Source organism: Mesorhizobium sp. 113-3-9 (genome assembly GCF_016756515.1).
In the GTDB taxonomy this organism is placed as follows: Bacteria; Pseudomonadota; Alphaproteobacteria; order Rhizobiales; family Rhizobiaceae; genus Mesorhizobium.
In genome coordinates, this window is the sequence record NZ_AP023246.1 from 7,568,586 (window position 1) to 7,592,533 (window position 23,948).

Genomic DNA, 23,948 nt, shown 5'->3' on the forward strand with positions numbered 1-23,948 from the left:
GTCAGCCCGGCCGCAACATCGAACCGGAAATGGCGAAGATGCGCTGGGCGCCAAGCATGTAAGCCATTAGCGTTTCCAACCGGAACAGTCCGGCATAGGCGCGGTCGAGCACGTTGAGCGAACCGGTATAAGCGCCGAAGGCCGGCATGATCATGCGGCCGCCATCGCCGGCAAAGCAACGCCTGCGCACCGAGCGGCCTTGTTGCACGATCCGCGCGCAAGGGTGCAGATGGCCTGATACCTCGCCCTCGACGCGCAGCTTGGACGGTTCATGCCGGAACAGCAGCGAGCCTATGGCCAGTTCCCTCACGGTTTCACCAGGTAGATCGGCCGGCGCTTCCGGATCATGATTGCCGGCGACCCAGAACCAGTCGCGGCCTGCCATCAGCGCTTCCAGCCGCTCGCGAAAGCTTGCATGCATGCGCTCGGCGCCACCGCCATCATGGAAGCTATCGCCCAGGCTGATGACGATCGACGGCTGGTAGTCCGATATGACCGCCTGCAATCTGAGCAAGGTCGCACCGGTATCGTAAGGCGGGATCAGCGTGCCGCGCCGTGCCAGCGACGAGCCCTTTTCCAAATGCAGGTCGGAAACGGCCAGAAGCCTGAACTCGGGAAAATAAAGCACGCCGCGCGGATCGCAGACCGCGCGCTCGCCGGCGATGCCTATCATGCCGGCCTCGGCAATCAGCGACGTGCGCGCCAGCGAAAAATTCATTCCTCAACCATCTCCGGCCCCATGGCCTCCTCGACCAGTGTCGCCGCATCCATCAACAGGGTTTCGTCGGCTTCGCCGTTCACCGGCATCTTGCCGATCTCGAGCATGATGGGCACGGCGAGTGGCGAAATCTGCTCCAGATTCTTATGCATGATTCGACCCTGGATGCGCGAGAGCATGTCGGCAAGTCTGCTGACATCGAGCAAACCGGCCGCCGCATCGGCGCGTGTCGCCTGAAGCAGGATATGGTCCGGTTCGTGGCTGCGCAGCACGTCGTAGATGAGGTCGGTCGACACGGTGACCTGGCGGCCGCTTTTCTCCTGACCCGGATGGCGTTTCTCGATCAGTCCCGAAATCAGCGCGCAGTTGCGGAAGGTGCGCTTGAGAAGCCAGCTGTCGGCCAGCCAGGCTTCGAGATCGTCGCCCAGCATGTCCTGGTCGAACAGTGCACCGAGCGACGGTTTTCGAGCTTTGAACATCGCGCCCATGTCACCCAGCGACCATATGGCCAGCGCATAGTCGGTGGCGACGAAGCCGAGCGGCCTAGCGCCTGCCCTGTCGAGGCGGCGGGTGAGCAACATGCCGAGCGTCTGGTGGGCCAGCCTGCCCTCGAAGGGATAGGCGACCAGATAATGGCGGTTGCCGCGCGGAAAGGTCTCGATCAGCAGGTCATCGCGCTTGGGCAGCACCGACTTGTCGGCCTGGAATCGCAGCCAGTCGGCCACCTGCTCGGGCAGCTTCTTCCAGCGCTGCGGATCGTCCAGCATGATGCGGACCTGTTCGGCGAGATAGGTCGAAAGCGGAAACTTGCCGCCTCCATAGTAGGGCACCTTGGCATCGCTGCCGGGCGCGTTCGACACGAAGCATTCGTTCTCGCGAATGCCTTCGAAGCGCAGCACCTTGCCGGCGAACATGAAGGTGTCGCCATGCGTCAGCGTTTCGAGGAAGGCCTCCTCGATCTTGCCGAGAACGCTGCCGCCGCGCGTAGCCGAGCCTTTGCTGCCAGCCTTGACGTAGCGCACGTTGAGCGCCGGCACTTCGATGATGGTGCCGACATTGAGCCTGTATTGCTGGGCAACGCGCGGATTGGAAACCCGCCATAGGCCATCCTTGTTCAGGCGGATCCGGGCGTAACGCTCATAGTTCTTCAGCGCGTAGCCGCCGGTGGCGACGAAATCGATGACGCGGTCGAAGGTCGGCCGATCGAGGCTGGCATAGGGTGCCGCCGTTCGCACCTCCTCGAACAGATCATCGGCGCGGAAGGGTGCGCCGCAGGCGCAGCCGAGCACATGTTGGGCCAGCACATCGAGGCCGCCATCGACCAGCGGCGGTGTATCCTGCGCACCGAGATAGTTGGCGTCGAGCGCGGCCCGGCATTCCAGCACCTCGAAGCGATTGGCCGGAATGAGGATCGCCTTTGACGGTTCGTCCATGCGGTGGTTGGCGCGGCCGATGCGCTGCGCCAGCCGGCTCGCCCCCTTCGGCGCGCCGACATGCACGACCAGATCGACATCACCCCAATCGATGCCGAGATCGAGCGTCGAGGTGGCGACGATGGCACGCAGCGCGTTCTCGCCCATCGCCTTCTCCACGCGCCGGCGCTGGGCGACATCGAGTGAGCCGTGATGAAGCGCGATCGGCAAGGTGTCCTCGTTGACCCGCCACAATTCCTGGAACAGCAGTTCCGCCTGGCTGCGGGTGTTGACGAACAGCAGCGTCGTCTTGTGGCGCTTGATCTCGCGATAAATCTCCGGCGTGGCGTAGCGGGCCGAATGCCCTGCCCACGGCACGCGCTCTTCGGAATCGAGGATGGAGATCTCAGGTTTCGCGCCACCCGTGACGACGATCAATTCGGACATGTCGCCGGGTGGATTCTGGCTGACCAGCCAGCGTCGCAGTTCGTCCGGTTCGGCCACCGTCGCCGACAGGCCGATTGTCTGCAGCCCGGGCACAAAGCTGCGCAGCCGCGCCAAGCCGAGCGCCAGCAGATGGCCGCGTTTCGACGTCACCAGCGAATGCAATTCGTCGAGCACGACATAGCGCAGGTCCTCGAAGAAGCGCCTGGCATCGCCGGCCGCGATCAGCAATGCGAGTTGCTCGGGCGTGGTCAGCAGAATATCGGGCGGCACCAGCTTCTGCCGCTGGCGCTTGTGCGACGGCGTGTCGCCGGTGCGTGTCTCGATGCTGATCGGCAGTCCAATCTCCTCGACCGGCTTGCCGAGATTGCGCTCGATGTCGACGGCCAGCGCCTTGAGCGGCGAGATGTAGAGCGTGTGTATGCCGCGATGCGCCTGCCCCGGCTTTCGCCTTGGCCTGACGGCCAGTTCGGTCAGCGAGGGCAGGAAGCCGGCCAGCGTCTTGCCAGCGCCGGTCGGCGCGATCAGCAGCACCGATTGCCCGCTTTGAGCCTTCGCCAACAATTCGATCTGATGGGCGCGCGGCGACCAGCCCTTCTCTGCGAACCATCTGAGGAATGGCTCGGGCAGGGCCACAGTGGCATTCTGTTCGGCAAGGCGCGGCTCAACTGTCACGCGCCAGAGGTAGCGCGGCCACGGGCAATCGCCAAGGGAAATCGGAACAAAAGGGGATCGCATCAACTCCACCTTCCCCCCTTGTGGGGGAAGGTGGATCGGCGCGGAGCGCCGAGACGGATGAGGGGTGTTCCAGGGATCGCCAACGTCTCACTCCGCTGGAACACCCCTCATCCGTCGCCTTCGGCGACACCTTCTCCCACAAGGGGAGAAGGAAGAACCCGCACTAAGGCCGCCGAAACCCCGTCGGGCCGCCATAGAGATAACCGATGCGAGCGATGGCATCCTTGAGCCCTTCGCGCGAGACCAGCATGGTGTGGCCATTGGCATGGATCATGGTCTCGGCATCGGTCATGAGCGCGACATGACCTTTCCAGAAGACGAGGTCGCCCCGCCGCAATCCGGCATGGTCCGGCCCCGGATCGAGCGGCTCGCCGATGCTTGCCGCCTGCATGTCGGAATCGCGCAGCACGTCCCGGCCGGCCATGCGCATCGCCAGTTGCACGAGGCCCGAACAGTCAATGCCGAAGCCGGACGCGCCACCCCAAAGATACGGTGTCCCAAGAAAGGTCTCGGCCACCGCGACATAGTCGGCCGCGACTTCGCCGATTGGCCGCAAATGGCCCGCGATGATCGCCTCGCCAGAGGGCAGGACGGCATAATGCGTGCCGCGCGTTTCGGCGCTCCCCGCCACGGTCACCGTCGATCCCATTGATAGTCGTCCCGCGATCGGAAAGCGCAGATCCGCACCGGGGTAGAGGAAGGTGCGGGGCACCGAGACGATATGGGTGGGCGCGTGGTCCCGTCCGCCCAGCATGGTTGCGTCGACGTAGCCGACATAGCCATCGCGTTCGGCCTGGATCCAGGCCCAGCCTTCGGCATCCTCGAAAACCAGCACATCGTCGCCAAACAGGGCTTGTGTGTTGATGCCCGCATCCGCCCTGGGCGCCTTGCGGATATCGGCCACCGAGGCCGAAATCCGCGCCGGCCGGCCGGCGACGAAGCGATCGGCGGCGACCTCGCCCTTCAGCCTTGCGTCGGCAAGGTCGGAACGGAAAGCATGAAGGCGGGCATCCCTGGCGGTCAAATCGGCAATCCGGGCAAATGGCTAGTGGTCAGATGGGCAGTTCATGCGCCCTGGCAATGATACCATCGCCAAAGCGCTCGACAAAGAGCGCGCCCTCGACCGTTCGCTTGATCAGGACATTGCGCTTGTCGAGTTCGTCGCGATGGCGCGAGACCAGCTTCAGCGCGCCCATCGTGTCGAGCGCGCGCGTGATGACCGGCTTGGTGACGTTGAGGCGAGCAGCGAGCCCACGCACCGTGTGCGGCGGCGGATCGAGATAGATTGTGAACAGGATCGCCGTCTGGCGCATGGTCAGGTCGGGTTCGTCGTCGCGCACCTGCGACAGCATCACTTGCTGCCACAGTCGCAAGGCCTGGCTCGGGCGCATCGCAATCGACATCGCACAAGCATGACGCCAAATTGTTTCGGTTCCGTTTCAGTTTCGGCAATTTGCCGGCTCTGTTGACCGGCTCAGCCGAAACGATTGGAAATGATCCGCTCCAATGCCCGAATGCCTTGCGCCTCGCCGCCGGCGGGGCCGTGCGGACGGTCGGCGGGGTTCCAGGCGAAGATGTCGAAATGCGCCCAGCTCGCGGTCTTCTCGACAAAGCGCTTGAGGAACAGGGCAGCGGTGATCGAGCCGGCGAACCCGTCCGTGGTGACATTGTTGATGTCGGCGATCTTCGATGACAGTTTCGCATCGTAAGGCCGCCACAGCGGCATGCGCCACAGTGGATCCTCGACCGCGGCAGAAGCCGCGGTCAGATCCGAGGCCAGCGCCTCGTCGCCGGTGTAGAAGGGCGGCAGATCCGGGCCAAGCGCGACACGGGCAGCTCCCGTCAGCGTCGCCATGTCGACCAGGAGCTGCGGCTCTTCGTCGTCGGCCAGCGCCAGCGCGTCGCCCAGCACGAGCCTCCCTTCGGCGTCCGTGTTGCCGATCTCGACCGTGATGCCCTTGCGGCTCGCCAGCACGTCGCCCGGTCGGAAAGCATTGCCGGCGATCGAATTCTCGACCGCGGGGATCAGCACCCGCAACCGCACGTTCAATCCGGCAGCCATGATCATGGAGGCCAGGCCAAGCACGTTGGCCGCGCCACCCATGTCCTTCTTCATCAGCAGCATGCCGGATGACGGCTTGATGTCGAGGCCGCCAGTGTCGAAACAGACGCCCTTGCCGACCAACGTCACCTTCGGCGCAGCCTTCGACCCCCATGTCATGTCGATCAGGCGCGGCGCGCCGGTCGAGGCACGGCCGACGGCATGGATCATCGGGAAATTCTGGGCGAGCAGGTCGTCACCCTTGATGACAAAGACTTCGGCTTTATGAACCCCGGCCAAGGTCCGCACCGCCATCTCCAGATCCTCCGGTCCCATGTCGCTGGTCGGCGTGTTGACCAGGTCGCGTGTCAGGAAGACGCCATCGGCGATGCGGCGAACACGCCCTGCATCGGCACCGGCCGGCAGATCGAAGCGCAGCGCCTTGCCTGACTTCTTGCCGTAGCGGGTAAAGACATAGCCGCCGAGCGCCAGCGCGATTGCCGCGAGTTCCGGCTCGGCCGGCGTCGCGGCGAAATGCCAGTCGCCTTCCGGCAGGTTCCTGGACAATACACCGAGCGCCAGCGCGCCCTCGCCGTCTCCAATGCCGAACAAGGCCCCGGCAAGCGCGCCGTTTTGGCCGGGCACGGCCAGCGTCCTGCCTGCCTCGCCGGAAAAGCCGTTGGCCCTGGCCCAGGCGATCGTGGACGGCGCAAGGCCCGCGGCCTCCAGACCGTCCCTGGCCACCAAGTGCACCGGCAACGCGCCGTCCAATTTCTTCTCGACGAGCTCGACAGGCATTCGATGTTCTCCATGCCGAACCCAAACCGAGTCGGCGTTTCTTAACTCTCCGTTAGGGTTAACAGAATATTTCTGCGGGAGGGAAGATGGCCTCGCAATGGCCGCGCGCATGAAATGGAGGCTTGGGTAGCGATGCCGACCGACCGCACAGTGAATGCCAGGGGAAAACGGCTCGTCACCACGGCCCTCATGCTGGCGCTCGCGGCGGGCGTCGCCGGCTGCGGAACCGACAAGCTCACCACCGGCTCGATCGGCCGCACCGGCGGCAAGCCGCTGGAGACCATGTCGGCGGGAGAACTGCACAGCGCCACGGCCGCCCTTGGCCAGTCCTACGCCAGGAACCCCAACGACAAGCGAATCGCGACAAACTTCGCGGCCGCGTTGCAGATGGACGGCGATGCCGACCAGTCGCTTGCCGTGATGCGCAAGCTGGCCATCGCCTACCCCAAGGACCGCGACGTGCTCGCCGCCTATGGCAAGGCGCTGGCTGCCAATGGCCAGTTAGAGGCAGCGCTTGACGCCGTGCGCCGCGCGCAGACGCCGGAATATCCCGACTGGAGGCTGGTGTCGGCGGAAGCGGCCATCCTTGACCAGATCGGCCAGAAGGACGATGCGCGCCAGCTCTACCGCAAGGCCCTCGAACTCAAGCCGAACGAGCCCTCGGTTCTCTCCAATCTCGGCATGTCCTACGTGCTGGAAGGGGATCTGCGCACCGCCGAGACCTATATGCGCTCGGCTGCCCAGCAGCCTGGCGCCGACAGCCGTGTGCGCCAGAACCTGGCGTTGGTCGTCGGCCTGCAGGGCCGTTTCGACGAAGCCGAGAAAATCGCCTCGCAGGAGCTCTCGCCCGAACAGGCACAGGCCAATGTCGCCTACCTCAGGCAGATGCTGGCCCAGCAGAATGCCTGGACCCAGCTCAAGGATCAGGACAAGGCGAAGCCGGCAACCAACTGACGGCGATTTCGCCGACAAACGCTGAAAGCCGCGCTGCATGCAGCGCGGCTTTTGTCTTTGGGCGAGGATTTGCCGTGACTTTTACTGGCTGGTCGACGCTGGCGCCCCCGAATGATCGCCGAAGATGCCGCGCTGGCTGACCTGGATGCCGGCGGGGCCCAGGATGATGGCGAAGAGCACAGGCAGGAAGAACAGGATCATCGGCACGGTGAGCTTGGGCGGCAAGGCGGCGGCCTTCTTCTCGGCGGCGTTCATGCGCATGTCGCGGCTTTCGGCGGCAAGCACGCGCAATGCGTGCGCCACGGGCGTGCCGTAACGTTCGGCCTGGACGAGCGCCTGCGAAACCGATTTGACCGATTCCAGGCCGGTGCGGCTGGCAAGATTCTCATAGGCCTGCTTGCGTTCCTGCAGATAGGAGAGCTCGGCGTTGGTGAGGATGAACTCTTCCGCCAGAGCCACCGACTGCGCGCCGATCTCGTCGGCAACCTTGCGCAACGCGGCTTCCACCGACATGCCCGACTCCACGCAGATCAGCATCAGGTCGAGCGCATCAGGCCACGCCATCTGGATCGACTGCTTGCGCTTGGTGGCGCGGTTGTTGACATAAACGACCGGTGCGTAGAAGCCGCCATAGGCAACGACGACGCAGACGAACAGCCGCACGACCAATGGTTTGTCCGGCAAGCCTCCAAGCACGAATATGTAGACCAGGGCCAGCGCGAAGCCGACAAAAGGCAAGACGAGACGGAAGAAGAGAAATCGCGTCAGCGGGTTCTGCCCGCGAAAGCCGGCTACCTTGAGTTTCTGCAAGGTGTTCTCGTCGGCCAGCGCGCGCCGCAGGTCCAGCCGGTCGACAATGTTGCGCATGCCGATCGACTGTTGTTCGCGCAGGCCTTTGCGGCGGCGATCGGCCTCGGTGGCAAGCCGCGCGCGCTGCTTGGCGCGAAGCTCATCGCGCTCGAGTGCGACCGTCTTCATGCGCGCCTTGAGTTGGTTGCCGCCAAGGGCCGGCAGCAGTGTAAAGACGGTCGCGAACACGGCGATGGCGACCAGCACCGCGATCAGAAACGCCGGATCCGTCAGTGACTTGATGACTTGTTCACTCATGCCGCGGCCCTAGACATCAAAGTTCATCATCTTGCGCATCACGAAGATGCCAATCGACATCCAGACGGCGGAAACGCCGAGGATCAGATTGCCAACACTGGTGTTGAACAGCGGCATCAGGTAGAGCGGGCTCGAAAGGTAGACCAGGAAGGCGACGATGAAGGGCAGCGCGCCGATGATGGCGGCCGATGCCTTCGCCTCCATGGACAGCGCCTGGACCTTGGCTTTCATCTTCTTGCGGTCACGAAGCACGCGCGAAAGGTTGCCCAGCGCCTCGGACAGATTGCCGCCCGCCTGCGACTGGATCTGGATGACGATGCCGAAGAAACTCGCTTCGGTGCATGGCATGGTTTCGGGCATCCGCAAGGTCGCATCGGGGATCGACAGGCCCATCTGCTGCGAATCGACGATGCGGCGAAACTCGGTCTTCACCGGCTCGGGGGATTCGTTGGCGATCAGGCGCACGGCATCATTCAGCGGCAGGCCGGACTTGACCGCGCGCACGATGATGTCGAGGGCGTTTGGAAATTCGTTGAGGAATGCCTTGACGCGCCGGGCGCGGCGAAACGAGACGAACCAGCGCGGCAGGCCGAGCGCGCCGGCCAGCAGCACGCCTGGCAGGGCAAACATCGGCGCCCCGGCCATGAATGCGACCACGGTCAGCGCGAGGCCGCATATGGCGGAATAAATGTAGAAGCGCTCGATCGAAACCTTCATCCCGGCCTGCCGGATTTGCGCCTTCAGCGGCGGCTTCTTGACGGCGGTGTCCTTGGCTTTCTGCTTCTCGTCGAGCTCCTTCAGCGAATCCTGCACCGATTTACGGCGCTTGGCCGCGTCCGCCGCGCGGTCGCGAGTGGCCTTGACGATGGAACGGTCCGTCTCAGCGGACTTGATCGTTTCAAGCCGCTTGCCGGCCTGTTTCTCGTTGCTGATCTGGTTGAACAGGAATGCATAGGCGACCGCGCCGGCGCTGAAGCCGGCGAGCACGACAAACGCCAATACGGTGCCGTCAATTCCAAACATCGAGCAGAGCCCTCAACGCTACGTCAGTCAGCGCGTTTCTCCATGGCCTCGAGCGCAACGGCGAGGCGCTGCTCCTCGCCGTAGTAACGGGCACGGTCCCAGAAATGCGGACGGCCGATTCCGGTCGAGACATGCTCGCCCAGAAGCTTGCCGTTGGCGTCCTCGCCCTTGATGTTGTAGAGGACGATATCCTGCGTGATGATGACGTCACCTTCCATCCCGATGACCTCGGTGATGTGGGTGATGCGGCGCGATCCGTCGCGCAGACGCGCCGCCTGGATGATCACATCGATGGAGCCGACGACGATTTCGCGCACCGTTTTCTGCGGCAGCGAATAACCGCCCATGGCGATCATGGATTCGATACGGTTCAGGCATTCGCGCGGACTGTTCGAGTGGATCGTTCCCATCGAGCCGTCATGGCCGGTGTTCATCGCCTGCAGAAGATCGAACACTTCGGGTCCGCGCACCTCGCCGACGATGATGCGTTCGGGCCGCATGCGCAGGCAGTTCTTGACCAGATCGCGCATCGTCACTTCGCCTTCGCCTTCGAGGTTGGGCGGGCGGGTTTCCAGGCGCACGACATGCGGCTGCTGCAGCTGCAGTTCGGCCGAGTCCTCGCAGGTGATGACGCGCTCCTCGCGGTCGATATAATTGGTCAGGCAATTGAGCAGTGTCGTCTTGCCCGAGCCGGTGCCGCCGGAGATGACGATGTTGCAGCGAACGCGGCTGATGATCTTGAGAACCTCGGCTCCCTGCGGAGAAATGGCGCCAAACTTGACCAGCTGATCGAGCGTCAGCTTGTCCTTCTTGAATTTTCGGATGGTAAGTGCCGCTCCATCTATGGAGAGCGGAGGCGCGATGACGTTGACACGGGAGCCGTCGGGAAGGCGTGCGTCGCAGATCGGGCTGGATTCATCGACACGGCGGCCGACCTGGCTGACAATGCGCTGGCAGATGTTGAGAAGCTGCTGGTTGTCGCGAAAGCGAATGCTAGTCTGTTCGACCTTGCCGTTGACTTCGATATAGACGTTCTTGGACCCGTTGACCATGATGTCGGCGATGTCGTCGCGGGCAAGCAATGGCTCGAGCGGTCCATAGCCAAGCACATCGTTGCAGATGTCATCGAGCAGCTCCTCCTGTTCGGCAATCGACATCGCGAAGTTCTTGATCGCGATGATGTCGTTGACGATGTCGCGGATTTCCTCGCGCGCGCTTTCGGGTTCGAGCTTGGCGAGCTGCGAAAGGTCGATCGTGTCGATGAGCGCCGAGAAAACCTGGCTCTTGGTGTCGTAGTAGGTCTCGCTCTTTTCGCGGCCCCGCCTCGCCTCCGGCGCGATGGGCGGCGCCTCTACCGCGCGCCGAGCCGGTGGTGCGACAGACGCGCTTGGCGGCGGTGCCGCGGCCCGGCCAAGAACCGCCGTATCCGTCGAACCCGCAGCCGGCGGCGCGGCCGGCGCCGGTGCTGGTTGGCGGAATTCCGGTGTGAACCGGTTGCCGTCGTCGTTGCCTCTTTTACCGAACATGATCGACTACCGGTTCCAAAGCATCACTTCTTGTTGCGCGAGAGCTTGCCAAGCAGGCTGCCGAGGCCAGCCTTCTTTTTCGTCCGGATTTCGCTTCGCCCGGTGAGCACATGGGCAATCTCATTGATGGTCGCGACAATCTGGTTCTTGGCATCCATTTCGCCCAGCATACGCCCGTTGTTGGCGGCATTGCCGAACAGCAAAGGATCGAAGCCGATGACCGCCATCGGCGTCAGGCTGAGCGGCTCGGCGAAATCGGACGGCGAAATTTCCGGCCGCTTGGGCACGCCGGCCTGGTTGATGATGAGCTTCGGCGGCGGGTCGTTGGGGCGCAGCCGCTTGAGCATGTCGATCAGGTTCTTGGTGTTGCGCAGATTGGCCAGCTCCGGCGTCGCCGTGATGACGATCTCGTCGGCCTTGACCAGCGTGTTCTTGGCCCAGCCCGTCCAGACATGGGGAACGTCCAGCACGAGGAGCGGTACGCTGCGCTGCGCTGTATCGACAAGCTGCGCGAAGGCATCGGGATCGAAGTCGTAGACGCGTTCCAGCGTCGAGGGCGCCGCGAGCAGCGACAGGTGCTCCGCGCACTGGGTCAGCAGCCGGTCGAGATAGACTTCGTCGATGCGTTCGGGCGAAAACACCGCTTCGGCAATGCCCTGTGCCGGGTCCTGGTCGAAATTGATGTTGGCCGTGCCGAAGGCGAGGTCGAGGTCGGCAACGACGACCTCGGACTTGAACAGGGAGGACATTGCCCAGGCTACATTGTGGGCGATGGTGGAAGAGCCGACGCCGCCCTTGGCGCCGACAAAGGCCACCGAACGGCCGAGCGGTTCGGCCTCAGGGTCGACGAAAATCGACGACACGACACTGACGATGTCGGCCATCGACACCGGCGCGATGACATATTCGGAGATGCCGGAGCGGATCAGCTCGCGATAGAGACCGACGTCGTTGTAATGGCCGATAACCACCACTTTCGAGGATGGATCGCAGTGTTCCGAGAGCTGGGCGAGCTGCTCCAGCAATTGCTTGGGTTCGCTGCGCGACTCCAGCAGGATCAGGTTCGGCGTCGGTGCCGACTGATAGAATTCGATGGCCGTGGGAACGCCGCCCATATGGACCTTGAGATGCGCCTTGGTCATGCGGCGGTCCTCGCCGGCGCGCTCGACCGGATTGGCAACGCCCTCGGTCTCGCAGAATGCCTGGATCGAGATGCGGGGGACCGGCCGCAACGCCTGCATCGCGGCGATGTCCTGCGGTGAGGTGTCACCGCCGTCCACGGTGGCGTCATAGGCAAGGTTGCTCATGGTCATGCTCTTTCCGTGGCCTGTTCTTTCCGTGTCTTCTCTTTCCCAAGGGCGGCTTAGTAGGTCACTTCCGAATTGCCGAGGAATTCATTCGAAATGCCCCTGTTGCGGTAGACATCGATCACCGCGCCGCGGTTTTCCGCGTCGATGGTGCTCTGCTTGCGCGGCCCGAGCAGATCGGCCGGGTTGGCCATCTGGGCGGCGAGATTGTTCTGATAGGAGCAGCCGAAGTCAGCATAGTGCTTGTTCTCCGATGTCTCGACCAGATTGTCGGGCCAGCGTCCGCATTTGTCGGTCTGGGCTCTCACCGCGATATAGGAGACGCGAACCGGTGCCGATGCCTCGCTCGATCCAGCCTGATAGGAAACCACGACGATCCGGTTGCGCTTGACGCCGCTGGCGACCGCCAGCCGGGCGAAATCGCGGCCGGCCGCCGACGCGGCGACCTGATTGGCCGATCCGCTGGGGATCTGGATCGTCAATGTCGGAGCAGCACTCTTGTCATAGCCGTCGAGGAAACCGAGCAGCGTGTCGCGCTGCGAACCGGTCATGCCACGGTCGCCGGCGCCGACAGGAAGATCGATCTTCTGGTTCTTTTCGGCGATCACGATCGGATGATTGGTGCGATAGTCGTCCGGAATGGCTCCGACGGTGATGCTGTCGCGCTGGGCGCAGCCGGCCAGCAAGGCCGTTACCGCCACCGCCAGGATCGGGAGCGCCCGCAGGCTGGTCCGCGAACGGCCGGTGCGCATCGTCGTGGCGATGCTCCTTGTGTTCAACGCTGACTGAGACATGTCCGCTTCCCCATTCACTTGTAGATGAAGCCGACAACGCCGTGGTACCGGCCGTTGGGCTTGTCGGTCTGCATGGTGCCGTAGACGCGATTGACCTTGCCAAGGAACATGGCGGCACCATCGCTGGCAGGGTTGAAATTGTCGTCCGGCTTGGCGAGATCGTTGCGTGCCACCGGCTTAGCCAGATAGGGCGTGATTATGATCACCAGCTCGGTCTCATTGCGCACGAAATCTCTGCTGCGGAAAAGCGCGCCGAGCACGGGGATCTTCGTCAATCCAGGCAAGCCGTTGACGGCCTGCCTGACATCGTCGCGAACCAGGCCGGCGATCATCATGGAGCCACCCGAGGGCAGTTCAACCGTCGTATCGGCAAGGCGCTTGCGCAGTGACAGTGCGTTCATGCCGATACTCTTATTGTCCGTGGAGGCCGACACGGACCCCTCGGTTGTCGGTTCGGAAACCGAGGTTCTGACTTTCAGGCTTATGCGACCGGGCGACAGAACCACCGGCTGGAATTCCAGGCCTATGCCGTACTCGATCTTGTCGACCGTATAGGTCTTCAGACCGGTCTGGTTGTCACTGGATACGTTCTGGGAGACGCTGCTCACCATGTTGTATTCGCCACCGACCTTGAAGGTCGCCTTCTCGCCGGATACGGCGGTCAAGGTTGGCTCGGCCAAGGTCTTCATGACCCCTGATTGCTCCATTGCGTTGATATAGGACTGCAGCCCCGACGCACTGATACTGAGGCCCGCGTTCGACAGCGGCTTGCCGAGACCCGCGAAAGGGTCACTGAGCGCGCCGTAGCTGATGCCGTTGCTGCCGCCACTGCCGACCATGTTGACGCCGAGCTGTTTCATCACGGACCGGCTGACTTCAGCGACGGTCACTTTCAGCGTGACCTGGTCGTCACCGATGATCTGCAGGAGATTGACGATCTTCGAGACGCGTCGTTCCTGGTCTGGGTTGTTGATGTCGACACCGCTCTGGGCCGAGCCGCCGGCAGCGGTCTGCGAATATTGACCCGTCGTCGCTTCACCGCCCGAGACGAAGATCGTCGCCAAGTCGACCGCTCGCTTCGCATCCAGCGGCGTATCGACCGTTCCAGTCAGGACGACGTTGTCGTTCAGCAGTTCCACCTTGATGGCCGAGGTAGGAAGGAAGCGCTTGATGTAGCCCTCCAGGCCGGCAACGTCGCGTTCAACGGCCAGATCCAGGCTGGCGATCTGTTCGCCGTTCGGACCGAAGACGAAGATGTTGGTCTCGCCGACCGACTTGCCGAACAGGTAGATACGCCTTGCGGTGCGGGTCACCGCATCGGCGACGCTCGGGTTGGCGACAAGAATGTCGTAGGCATCGCTCGGCAAGTCTATGACCACCGATTTGTTGAGGCCCAGCTTGACGCGCTGCGTGGCTGTCGTAGCCGTCACCTGCGTACTCTTCGCCTCGACAACGCCCTGCACATTCGTTCCGACGAGCAGCAGGCCGAATGCCGCGGCTGCGATTGCCGGCAGTTTACCGCTTAGCCTCATTTCCTTGCCCCTACTTCGGAAACTTCACCCGACTTGATCAATCTCACCGTTCCCTTGCGGCCATTGCCGGAAACGAGATAGTCGGCCTCGTCCACATTCTTTTCCTGGGTGTCCGTGATCGCCCGCAGCGCCAGCGTCAGGCGATCGGCCATCTGCTGGGCAACGGTGATGATCTCCGCCTGTTTGGGCGTGAGCTCCAGCGTGGCGGTCTGGCCGACCCTGGTCTTCTTGCCCTCCTCATCCTCCTGGATGGTCTGGTCGATTGCCAGGACGCGGATGTTCTTGAGGATGGTTTCAGTGTTGAAACCGGTGCTGCCGCTGTTCGCATCGGCCCTTCGCGTCATGATGACGTCGACAAAATCGTTTGGAAGGATGAAGCCGCCTGCCGACGTATCGGCCGATATGGTGGTGGCGACCGCCCGCATCCCGGAAGGCAGGATGGACGACATGAAGCTCTGCCCCTCGCCAATCAGCTTGGAACGCCGCACGGGCTCACCCGCGTACATCGGCACACGGGCAATCGACCCCTTCAATTTGTCCAGGGCGTCGGGAGCGGTTGCCTTGGTGATGAAATTCGCGTTGACGCCGTCGGCCGGCCAGGATTGCCAGGAGATGTTGTTCTGAAGCGCGTTGCCCATCGCGACATCTCCGGAGAGCACAAGGACGTCCTGCAGGGGTACGGCAGGAGCCTGGGGACCCGAATCGACGACGATCTGGGGCGGCGGTGCGGCGACCATGTTTTTTGCGACATAGCCAGCGCCACCTGCCGCAGCCACCGCCACGCTCAGAATAATCAGTCGGGATGCTGGCATCTGTCCGAACCCTCGCCCTTGGCAAACCACCTAGCCAAGCCGGACTTTGCAGCGGCAATCGTCAAAACAAGGTTAATGCAATGCTTACGATCGTGATTAATTTAAGGTTTACATAAATTAGCTGGATCGCCCCGCCACGGATGCAAAAGAGGGCCCTGGCCCCCCGGAGCTTCCAAAGCCGGTCGGGCAACCCGATCAAGGTGACGGAATTCAGATCGCGTTCAGCTCGCCAGCCTTGCCAGCGCCCACACCATCAAGGGCGAATCCGGATAGGTCAGCAGTCCGCCCAGACCGAGCGCGATCCCATAGGGCACCCCGGTCGTATCATCCGCGAAATGACGCAGGAATGGATTGCGTCCGGTAATCACCGCCAGCGGCGACTTCCGATAGACGAGAATGGCAAGCGTCAGCAGGCCGCCGATCATTGTCGAGACAACAAGGTATTCGACGAGATGGATGTTCAACCCCATCCACACGGCCGTGGCGGCGAGCAGCTTGGCATCGCCTCCACCCATGCCACCCATTGCGAACAGGCCGAACGTCACGGCAAGAACCAGGGCGCCGGCGGCGAAATGCCAACCGTAGGCTGCCCAGTCCATACCCGTCAGCGGCGCAACCAGCGCAAAGACGGCTACAAGCAGCACTGACACGCGATTGGCAATTGTCATCGACAGCATGTCGGAGATCGCGGCAAACAGCATGCAGAACGGAAAGACGACGAAGATCAGGGCTTCAAGCATCGGCGCTCATGCCTATTGTCAGAATTCCAAGGGCTCAATCTAGGCTCGTTCGATTAACGATTGATGAGGCCCGAAACGAAAAGATGGCTTGTGTTGGCAGTGACATGGACGAACAGAATAAAACAGGGGCCGCCATGTGGCGGCCCCTGTCTGGAACGCTATCGGAGCGTTCAACAATAAGCAGATCAGCTGCCGCTGCTGTTCAGGGTGCTTCCGATGGAACTGAACTTGGCGTTGATCGCATTGCCGAGTGCGCCGGCGCCGGTGATGATGGCGAGCGCGATGAGAGCGGCGATCAGACCATATTCGATAGCGGTCGCGCCGGATTCGTCCTTCACGAAACGTGCAAAAAGATTAGACATTCGAGAGCTCCTACTCCACGTGTTACAGCACTTCCGTCAACTTCTGTGGTGGTTGATCGGATGCTTGCCAATCTAGGGAGAAGCTCTTTCGATCGGCTTAATAAACAGCCTTACCGATTCCTTTCCCGGCTCGAACGGAGTGCTTGGTTAACTCCATGCTAAGCGCCGGCTAAAGTACCGTTCCCCAGGCCAACGCCGCAAAGGGCAAGGGCTTAAGGAATCTTGCGACCCAGAGCGGATCCGACCATGCGGGCAGCCGTGCCGATCGCCATATCCGGCGCCAGCAAGCCGACTTAACCGTTGGTTCACCAATCTCGTTCATGTTCCGTTGAACAGTTTGCTTGCTTGGAGCGCCTCGATGGCCGTGCAGAGATCCTCAATCCTGATTGCCGTGCTTCTTGCCGCCACGAGCCTGGTCACGCCAGCCAGAGCCGGCGCCGATATAGAAGTCACCATGAATCAGGCCAAGATCGTGAAGCTGTCGCGCCCCGCCGACACGATCGTCGTCGGCAACCCGGCAATCGCCGATGCCTCCGTCCAGGACGCCTCGACGATCGTGCTCACCGGCAAGGGTTTCGGTGTCACCAATCTCGTCGTTCTCGACCAGGACGGCAGCCCGATCGTCGACGCGCAGGTTACCGTCGTGCGGCAGGCAGCCTCGTCGGTTCGCATCTATCGGCGTGCAGAGGTCCAAACCATGTCTTGCACGCCTTATTGCGAGAGCTCCTACAAGAGCGAGGCCGAAAAATCCTCCGAAGCCGAAATGAACGTCAGCAGATAGGCTGCACGGCCCCGGCGGTCGTCCAGGTTACCGGCCAGTTAAGACGCTAGCGCCGACTTTAACGATCATTCAAACCGGACCTCAATTGGTTTGCGCTAATACACCTGTCAGGACCGTCCAGGGATGGCAGGAACAGGGCATGGGCAACGAATTCGGCTCGACAGGTCAGCACAAGGTGGAGCGCGCCAGGTCTTTCAGGCGCTTCGTACGCGACCGGCGTGGCAGCACGGCGCTGGAATTCGCGCTGCTCGCATTGCCGTTCGCCCTCCTTGTGTTCGCCATCCTTGAAAGCTGCATCTCTTTTGCCGGCCAGGAGGTGATGGCCAACATCACCGACGATGTCGCGCGCCAGTTGCGCACGGGCCAGTTGAAGCCGGCCGATGTCGCGGGAACCAAATTGACGACCCTGATCTGCGGCAGACTGCAGATCATCGTCTCCACGGATTGTCCCGACCAGTTGCTCGTCGACCTCCGCCAATATTCGACTTTCGCCGACGCGGCCCTGGCGAGCTTCAAGATCGCTGGCGGCAAAGTCGTTCTGATGCAAGGCACCACCCAGCAGGATTTCGCGAACTCGCCAGGTCCGGCGGAATCGAGAAACATGCTGCGGGTCTTCTACGCATGGCCTGTGGTGACCGATCTGATGGCAAAGTCGATGGCCAATCTGAGCGGTGGCAGGACGCTGCATTTCGCGTCGATCACCTGGCAGAACGAACCGTTCGACAATTGAGTTCGAAGACGCCAACAAGAAAAAAGGCAATGCCATGATGCGTGCGGGGGCACATCTGAGATTTGCGGGAGCCTGGGGAAAGCTGGTTCGATTCTCGTCCAATCGCAAGGGCGTGGCGGCGGTCGAATTCGCCCTTATCGTGCCTATCCTGCTGGTCATGTACTTCATGACCATGGAGGCTTCGCAGGCCATCGAGACCAGCAAGAAGGTCAGCCGCATCGGCAGCATGGTTGCCGACCTCGTCACGCAGCAGCCGACCATCGTCAAGGCGGATCTCGACGCCATCATGCAAATCGGCACCTCGACCATCCAGCCCTACAACCGCTCGACGCCGAACATCACCATCACCGCGATACAGGTCACCACCGACACGCCACCCAAGGTGAACGTGGTGTGGTCGCGCAAGGTGCTCAATGGCGTCAATAGCGTCGGCGCCACCGCAGGCACGGCCACTACGGTTCCGGCAACGCTCAAGGTCGCCGGCACCTTCCTCATCCGCGTCGAGAGCAACCTAGCCTATTCGCCAATTATCAACTGGCAGCCGGACACCCAACAAAAGCTTGGACTGACCCAATCCCTGACCACGACGATCCCGATGGGCGAGACCTACTATCTGCGCCCCCGCAGGAGCCTGACGATCCCCTGCAGCGATTGCTGAAGACTTCTACTGCTGCCCACCATCAGCCGACACCAGGCGCACGATGGCCTCCGCCGTCGCATAGTCCTTTGGGGCAACGGTCAAAAAGCCGCCGGAGTGTTTCGATTCCAGAAGATCGTAGACATCCGGCGTCGTCGATTTGAGGTTGGTGAGGAAGACGGTCAGCCGGCGCTTGGCTTCCGGGTCGAGATCGCTGCGTACGGCGTGGGGACCGTATCTCAGCAAGCCCGACGTCCACACGACCTGAAATGCCGACGGCGCAAGGCCGGCCTCTTCCAACCTTGCCTGCGTGCCGTCAGACAACAATGGCTGGCCGTCGGCCGTCGCCGTCACCCAACCGAACAAAGCGTCAGCCTGGCCATCGAAGAGCATTTTTTCCGCCGCGGACGCCGAATCGGCATGGACCAGAAACGGTGAATCTTCGGCGATCTTGACGTCTTCGGCGGCCAGCCCCGCCAGCGGCAAAAGCGAACCTCCGACGCTGTCCGGCGGCGGCATGGCGATCCGGTGCGTCTCCATCGCCGCCAGGTCGGGCAGTTTGCCGTCCCTGGTCAGCAGCACGGAGCGGATGCCGGCCGCGCCGTCGGAATCGACCGGAGCCACAAGCGGCTCGATGCATCCACAACGCTGCAGCGCCGTCGCGTAGGCCGTCGCCGAATAGATGGCATATTCGATCCGGGCATTGGACTGCGCCTCGATCAGTGCCGCATAATCGTGCGCGACGACGAACTCCACCTTCATGCCAAGCGCATTGGTAAAGGATTGCGTCAACAGCGCCAGCCCCGGAACGGTGTTGCCGGCGCCAGGCTCGGCGACGATACCGATGCGAAACGTGCCGATATCATCGCGCCAGTCGGCCCGCGCCGGACCACACCAAAGCGCCCCGTGCACGGCTACAAGGGCAGCGCATGCCTTCCGCACGGCATTCATGACAAGACCGTCCTGCGTTTTCTTCGATCCATATCCACTGCCCGCTGCGCGCGACACTTTACATTCTGGATTGAGCTTGTCGTTGCCCAAAACCGCTGCGCACTTTTGGGCGACATGGACTATTAGGTTTGTTCATGTCGTTACTCCAAAACCGCAACGCACTTTTGGGCGACATTCACTGGACTATCGCGCCAAGCCGTTGCCGTTTGGTTTCCGAATTGCCAATGCCGCCGTGGAACCCTATGTCTGGGCGTCCAAACTGGCGATAATGACCCGATGGCGCGTGCTTTCCTCTTTGTCCTGGATTCTTTCGGCATCGGTGGCGCGGCCGATGCCGAACGCTATGGCGACGACGGCGCCAACACGCTCGCGCATATCGCCGAAGCTTGCGCCGAAGGGCGCGCGGATCGCGAGCGGCTTCGACAAGGGCCGCTGTTTGTCCCCCACATGGCATCGCTCGGACTTGGCAAGGCAGCCGAGACGGCGACAGGACTGGCTTTCGCCCATTTCGGGACGGATCTGCTCGCCAATGCCTTCCATGGCGCGGCGCAGGAAGTTTCGAGCGGCAAGGACACCCCGTCCGGCCACTGGGAGATCGCGGGCCTGCCGGTGCGTTTCGACTGGGGTTATTTCCCGAATACGGTCCCAGCCTTTCCGGCTGATCTGACCGCCGCGATGATCCGCGAGGGCGAGGTTTCAGGGATTCTCGGCAACTGCCATGCGCCGGGCACCGAAATCATCGAACGGTTCGGCGAGGAGCACATCCGCACCGGCAAGCCGATCTGCTACACCTCCGTCGACTCGGTCCTGCAGATCGCCGCGCATGAAGTCCATTTCGGGTTGGAGCGGCTTTATGAATTCTGTCAGGTCGTGCGCCGTCTGGTTGATCCGCTCAGAATCGGGCGCGTGATTGCACGGCCGTTCGTCGGTGAAACCGCCGCGACCTTCGAACGGACGTACAATCGCCATGACTATGCCGTGCCGCCACCGGAGCCGACCTTGCTCGACCGGCTGACCGCGCGAGGGAGCCGCGTCATCGCCGTCGGCAAGATCGGCGACATCTTCGCCCATCGCGGGATTTCGGAAGTGCGCAAGGCCGCCGGCAACATGGCCATGTTCGACAAGGCGCTCGGCGCGATGGACGATGCCGGCGATGGCGATCTCGTTTTTGCCAATTTCGTCGATTTCGACACAGAATTCGGTCATCGCCGCGATGTCGCCGGCTATGCCGCCGCGCTCGAGGCCTTCGACCGGCGGCTGCCGGAAGCACTCGCAAGGCTGCGGCAGGGCGACCTTCTCATCCTGACGGCCGACCATGGCAATGACCCGACCTGGCGTGGGACCGATCATACGCGTGAACGCATACCGGTGATCGGCACGGGACCCGGTTTGAGAGGTGGCGACATCGGATTGAGAACAACATTCGCCGATATCGGCGAGACCGTCGCCGAACACCTCGGGCTGACGCCCGGCCGCCACGGCACCTCTTTCCATGCGATGATTGGCGGCCATGCCTGAATTGCCCGAAGTCGAAACGGTCCGGCGCGGCCTGCAGCCTGTCCTGGAAGGTGCCCGTCTGGCCCGGGTCGAGGCGCGACGGCCGGATCTGCGGTTTCCCTTTCCCGAACGGTTTTCGGAACGGCTGACCGGCAGGACGATCACGGCGCTTGGCCGCCGCGCCAAATATCTGACCATGCATGTGCAGGACGGCCCGCTGCTGATCTGCCATCTCGGCATGTCGGGCTCCTTTCGTATCGAGACAGACGATGACAGCGACACACCAGGCGTGTTCCACCACGAACGCTCGAAAAGCACGGTGCACGACCATGTCGTGTTCCATGTGGTCTCCGCCGCCGGTGCGCTGTCGCGCGTAATCTTCAACGACCCGCGCCGCTTCGGTTTCATGCTTTTTGCGGAGGGATCGCCGGAGACGCATCCGATGCTGGCCGGGCTGGGGGTCGAGCCCACGGGCAATACGCTGGACGGCGTGCTGCTCGCCTCGTTGCTGAAGGGCCGCAGATCGCCGCTCAAGGCAGCACTTCTCGACCAGAGGCTGATCGCGGGACTTGGCAATATCTATGTCTCGGAGGCGCTTTGGCGTGCCGGCCTGTCGCCCTTGCGCGAGGCAGGCACCATCGCCAAGCCGGGCAAGAAGGCCAGGGAACAGAGCGAACGCCTGGCCGAGGCGATCCGCTCGGTCATATCCGATGCCATCGCCGCCGGAGGGTCGTCGCTGCGCGACTACGTGCACACCGACGGATCGCTGGGCTACTTCCAGCACTCCTTCGCCGTCTACGACCGCGAGGGGCAGCCCTGCCCGAAACCCGGCTGCGGCGGTCACATCGAGCGTATCGTGCAGAGCGGACGCTCGACCTTCTATTGCCGGACGTGTCAGAGCTGAGTTAGTGAACTGTTTCCCGGGAAGGCGCATGACGCTTTCCCTCGGGAATTGCGTCAAAACAAAGAGATAGACCGGATCGCGAGGAGAAGCAGCCATGGCCTATGAAACGATCATCACCGAGACGCGCGGCAAGGTCGGACTGATCACTCTGAACCGGCCAAAGGCGCTCAATGCGCTGAACTCCCAGATCCTCGCCGAACTCGTCTCAGCGGTGAACGGTTTCGGCGCCGACCCCGGCATTGGCGCCATGGTTGTTACCGGCTCCGACAAGGCCTTTGCCGCCGGTGCCGACATCAAGGAGATGCAGGCGATCTCCTATGTGGACGCCTACAGCCAGGACTTCTTCGTCGGATGGGAAGAGTTCACGCGGGCGCGCAAGCCGATCATTGCGGCGGTGGCCGGCTATGCCTTGGGTGGCGGGTGCGAACTGGCGATGATGTGCGATTTCATCATTGCCGCCGACACGGCCAAGTTCGGCCAGCCCGAAATCACGCTCGGCGTCATTCCCGGCATGGGCGGGTCGCAACGCCTGACCCGGTTCGTCGGCAAGTCGAAGGCGATGGATATGTGCCTGACCGGACGGATGATGGATGCAGCGGAAGCCGAGCGCTCAGGCCTGGTGTCGCGGGTCGTGCCTGCCGGCGAACTCCTCGAGGAGGCGATCAAGGCTGCAGCCAAGATCGCCGATTTCTCGCTGCCGTCGGTGATGATGGCTAAGGAGGCCGTCAACCGCTCCTACGAGACGACGTTGGCGGAGGGATTGCGGTTCGAACGCCGCCTGTTCCATTCGCTTTTCGCGCTCGAAGACCAGAAGGAAGGCATGGCGGCTTTCGCCGAAAAGCGGAAGCCGAATTTCACCAATCGGTAAAGCGTTGCCGGCCGACGATCGAAACCCTGGGGCGGCGACCAAAAAGAACGCCGGGCAGCGTTGACGCGCCGGAAAAGCTGAACTATAAGCCGCACCAACCGAGGCGGCCCCGTGGCTGCCCGTTTGTTTTTTGCGCCCTGCGGCATGCCGCGTGCGCCGACCAGATCAGAAGAGAGGCATCATGGCCAACACATCCTCGGCCAAAAAGGCAACGCGCAAGATCGTCCGCCGCGCAGCGATCAACAAGAACCGCCGCTCGCGCGTGCGCACCTATGTCCGCCAGGTCGAGGAAGCACTCGCTTCCGGCGACAAGGCCGCCGCACAGGCCGCCTTCAAGGCCGCCGAGCCGGAATTGATGCGCGCCGCGACCAAGGGCGTCATCCACAAGAACACAGCGTCCCGCAAGGTGTCGCGCCTGGCCCAGCGCCTCAAGGTGTTGTCTGCCTGACATCGCCTTTTCAGACTGATCTTCTGTAAAACCCGGCCGATCACGCCGGGTTTTTTCGTTTGCCGGCAAGCACTTAAAAAGAATACTCGGAAACGGTGGTCAAAGCGGATTCCAAGCTTCGAAATGCTTTGCCGGCACATGCATGTCGGCTGATGGTTGGCACGCTTGAAAAGCATCCGCTTAAGAATTCTTAATTCTCATAAATAAGCATTATTTTTCAAATAGTTACCTGTGGTCATCCACAGCTTGTCCACAGCACCCCGGGGAGGTGGGAGGACAACTGGCTGTCAAGCAAATTATTTCAGAATATTTCGCGCCGGCCCGTCTTTTTCATATTCGCCGGAAAAGGGTTTGAATCACAATGGCTTTGTCAAAATACACCGCCGTGGCATGGCGCTCCGACGCGCCCGAGGTAACCAGATTCCTTAAAAATCCGTTAGACGTGGCCTTGCCCTATCCACAGCGATTTCGGTAATGTCGATCCATCGAAAGGGACGGGCCTCTGGGCCCTTAACCCAGCCTGACGCGGCCAGCTTAAATTGGCGGGATTTGCGACGCGGATCAAGTCCGCGGATGGGTTTGGTTTGCTCTTTTTCGATACGGTAGGGGACTGGCGTAACTAGACATGGCAGGTCGACGGCGCGCCGGCGTTTTCGCCGGACGGTGTTGTATTGCCCTGAGATACCCAACGCGGACTGGCTTCCATGGGCCGGCACCGGTTCCCTGAGACAATGGGCGATGTTCACTGCCAGCGGCGGCAGCGGACGTCGTAGCAAAGCGCAGTCGCTGGAAGAAGGATGCAGGAGGCGCATCCCCGGCGGAAA

The 23,948-nt window shown here is 62.3% G+C and carries 23 protein-coding genes; 8 read left to right on the forward strand and 15 right to left on the reverse strand.

Annotated features, from left to right (window positions below):
- Window position 1: 1 nt before the first annotated feature.
- The 5 genes from pdeM to MesoLj_RS36110 form a co-directional block, all read right to left on the reverse strand.
- Window positions 2–718, reverse strand: a complete 717-nt coding sequence (gene pdeM, locus MesoLj_RS36090; protein WP_202324656.1) for a ligase-associated DNA damage response endonuclease PdeM — start codon at window positions 716–718, stop codon at window positions 2–4.
- Entirely contained in the window at window positions 715–3,249 is a 2,535-nt protein-coding gene (locus MesoLj_RS36095; RefSeq protein ID WP_202327614.1) for a ligase-associated DNA damage response DEXH box helicase, read from the reverse strand. The genes pdeM and MesoLj_RS36095 overlap by 4 nt, the downstream gene beginning before the upstream one ends.
- Window positions 3,250–3,475: 226 nt before the next feature.
- Window positions 3,476–4,336: a C40 family peptidase gene (locus tag MesoLj_RS36100; protein WP_140775463.1), complete on the reverse strand. Its 861-nt coding sequence runs from the start codon at window positions 4,334–4,336 to the stop codon at window positions 3,476–3,478.
- Between the two features lie 28 nt (window positions 4,337–4,364).
- Complete coding sequence (locus MesoLj_RS36105; RefSeq protein ID WP_027054488.1) at window positions 4,365–4,715, reverse strand: MarR family winged helix-turn-helix transcriptional regulator; 351 nt, start codon at window positions 4,713–4,715, stop codon at window positions 4,365–4,367.
- A 71-nt stretch (window positions 4,716–4,786) separates the two neighbouring features.
- Entirely contained in the window at window positions 4,787–6,151 is a 1,365-nt protein-coding gene (locus tag MesoLj_RS36110) for a leucyl aminopeptidase family protein (protein ID WP_202324657.1), read from the reverse strand.
- 132 nt (window positions 6,152–6,283) lie between these two features.
- Here MesoLj_RS36110 and MesoLj_RS36115 point away from each other — a divergent pair, with 132 nt between their 5' ends.
- Window positions 6,284–7,105, forward strand: a complete 822-nt coding sequence (locus tag MesoLj_RS36115; RefSeq protein WP_140775465.1) for a tetratricopeptide repeat protein — start codon at window positions 6,284–6,286, stop codon at window positions 7,103–7,105.
- Window positions 7,106–7,186: 81 nt separating this feature from the next.
- Here MesoLj_RS36115 and MesoLj_RS36120 read toward each other — a convergent pair whose 3' ends face one another.
- The 9 genes from MesoLj_RS36120 to MesoLj_RS36160 all read right to left on the reverse strand — a co-directional run bounded on the left by MesoLj_RS36120 (window position 7,187) and on the right by MesoLj_RS36160 (window position 16,308).
- Window positions 7,187–8,212, reverse strand: a complete 1,026-nt coding sequence (locus MesoLj_RS36120; protein ID WP_202324658.1) for a type II secretion system F family protein — start codon at window positions 8,210–8,212, stop codon at window positions 7,187–7,189.
- Between the two features lie 9 nt (window positions 8,213–8,221).
- On the reverse strand, window positions 8,222–9,235 hold the full coding sequence (locus MesoLj_RS36125) for a type II secretion system F family protein (RefSeq protein ID WP_140775466.1): 1,014 nt from the start codon (window positions 9,233–9,235) through the stop codon (window positions 8,222–8,224).
- 23 nt (window positions 9,236–9,258) lie between these two features.
- Entirely contained in the window at window positions 9,259–10,761 is a 1,503-nt protein-coding gene (locus MesoLj_RS36130) for a CpaF family protein (protein ID WP_140775467.1), read from the reverse strand.
- A 23-nt stretch (window positions 10,762–10,784) separates the two neighbouring features.
- Window positions 10,785–12,074, reverse strand: a complete 1,290-nt coding sequence (locus MesoLj_RS36135; protein ID WP_140775468.1) for an AAA family ATPase — start codon at window positions 12,072–12,074, stop codon at window positions 10,785–10,787.
- A 50-nt stretch (window positions 12,075–12,124) separates the two neighbouring features.
- Window positions 12,125–12,862 carry a CpaD family pilus assembly protein gene (locus MesoLj_RS36140; protein WP_202324659.1) on the reverse strand — a complete coding sequence of 246 codons (738 nt, stop codon included), beginning with the start codon at window positions 12,860–12,862 and terminating at the stop codon, window positions 12,125–12,127.
- A gap of 14 nt (window positions 12,863–12,876) precedes the next feature.
- The gene (locus tag MesoLj_RS36145) at window positions 12,877–14,394 is read right to left on the reverse strand and encodes a type II and III secretion system protein family protein (RefSeq protein ID WP_140775470.1); all 1,518 of its coding nucleotides are present in this window, start codon (window positions 14,392–14,394) and stop codon (window positions 12,877–12,879) included.
- Window positions 14,391–15,206, reverse strand: coding sequence for a Flp pilus assembly protein CpaB (gene cpaB / locus MesoLj_RS36150; RefSeq protein ID WP_140775471.1), 816 nt, complete (start codon window positions 15,204–15,206; stop codon window positions 14,391–14,393). Before cpaB ends, MesoLj_RS36145 begins: the two co-directional genes overlap by 4 nt.
- A 221-nt stretch (window positions 15,207–15,427) precedes the next feature.
- A complete protein-coding gene (locus MesoLj_RS36155; RefSeq protein ID WP_202324660.1) occupies window positions 15,428–15,946 on the reverse strand; it encodes an A24 family peptidase in 519 nt (172 codons plus the stop codon).
- A gap of 185 nt (window positions 15,947–16,131) precedes the next feature.
- A complete protein-coding gene (locus MesoLj_RS36160; RefSeq protein WP_202324661.1) occupies window positions 16,132–16,308 on the reverse strand; it encodes a Flp family type IVb pilin in 177 nt (58 codons plus the stop codon).
- 358 nt (window positions 16,309–16,666) lie between these two features.
- On the opposite strand from MesoLj_RS36160, the gene MesoLj_RS36165 reads away from it, so the two are divergent.
- The 3 genes from MesoLj_RS36165 to MesoLj_RS36175 all read left to right on the forward strand — a co-directional run bounded on the left by MesoLj_RS36165 (window position 16,667) and on the right by MesoLj_RS36175 (window position 18,477).
- Window positions 16,667–17,089: a pilus assembly protein N-terminal domain-containing protein gene (locus tag MesoLj_RS36165; RefSeq protein ID WP_140775473.1), complete on the forward strand. Its 423-nt coding sequence runs from the start codon at window positions 16,667–16,669 to the stop codon at window positions 17,087–17,089.
- A gap of 139 nt (window positions 17,090–17,228) precedes the next feature.
- Window positions 17,229–17,819 carry a TadE/TadG family type IV pilus assembly protein gene (locus MesoLj_RS36170; RefSeq protein WP_140775474.1) on the forward strand — a complete coding sequence of 197 codons (591 nt, stop codon included), beginning with the start codon at window positions 17,229–17,231 and terminating at the stop codon, window positions 17,817–17,819.
- A gap of 34 nt (window positions 17,820–17,853) precedes the next feature.
- A complete protein-coding gene (locus MesoLj_RS36175) occupies window positions 17,854–18,477 on the forward strand; it encodes a TadE/TadG family type IV pilus assembly protein (protein ID WP_140775475.1) in 624 nt (207 codons plus the stop codon).
- Between the two features lie 6 nt (window positions 18,478–18,483).
- On the opposite strand, the gene MesoLj_RS36180 is transcribed toward MesoLj_RS36175, so the two are convergent.
- Window positions 18,484–19,407: a phosphate/phosphite/phosphonate ABC transporter substrate-binding protein gene (locus MesoLj_RS36180; RefSeq protein ID WP_202324662.1), complete on the reverse strand. Its 924-nt coding sequence runs from the start codon at window positions 19,405–19,407 to the stop codon at window positions 18,484–18,486.
- Window positions 19,408–19,683: 276 nt separating this feature from the next.
- On the opposite strand from MesoLj_RS36180, the gene MesoLj_RS36185 reads away from it, so the two are divergent.
- From MesoLj_RS36185 to rpsT, 4 genes are all read left to right on the forward strand, one after another.
- Window positions 19,684–20,925, forward strand: coding sequence for a phosphopentomutase (locus tag MesoLj_RS36185; RefSeq protein ID WP_202324663.1), 1,242 nt, complete (start codon window positions 19,684–19,686; stop codon window positions 20,923–20,925).
- Entirely contained in the window at window positions 20,918–21,808 is an 891-nt protein-coding gene (mutM, locus tag MesoLj_RS36190; protein WP_202324664.1) for a bifunctional DNA-formamidopyrimidine glycosylase/DNA-(apurinic or apyrimidinic site) lyase, read from the forward strand. The genes MesoLj_RS36185 and mutM overlap by 8 nt, the downstream gene beginning before the upstream one ends.
- A gap of 94 nt (window positions 21,809–21,902) precedes the next feature.
- Window positions 21,903–22,676 (forward strand): enoyl-CoA hydratase, encoded by a 774-nt coding sequence (locus tag MesoLj_RS36195; RefSeq protein ID WP_140775479.1) that lies wholly within the window; start codon window positions 21,903–21,905, stop codon window positions 22,674–22,676.
- Between the two features lie 181 nt (window positions 22,677–22,857).
- Window positions 22,858–23,124, forward strand: a complete 267-nt coding sequence (gene rpsT / locus MesoLj_RS36200) for a 30S ribosomal protein S20 (protein ID WP_056569958.1) — start codon at window positions 22,858–22,860, stop codon at window positions 23,122–23,124.
- Window positions 23,125–23,948 lie beyond the last annotated feature (824 nt).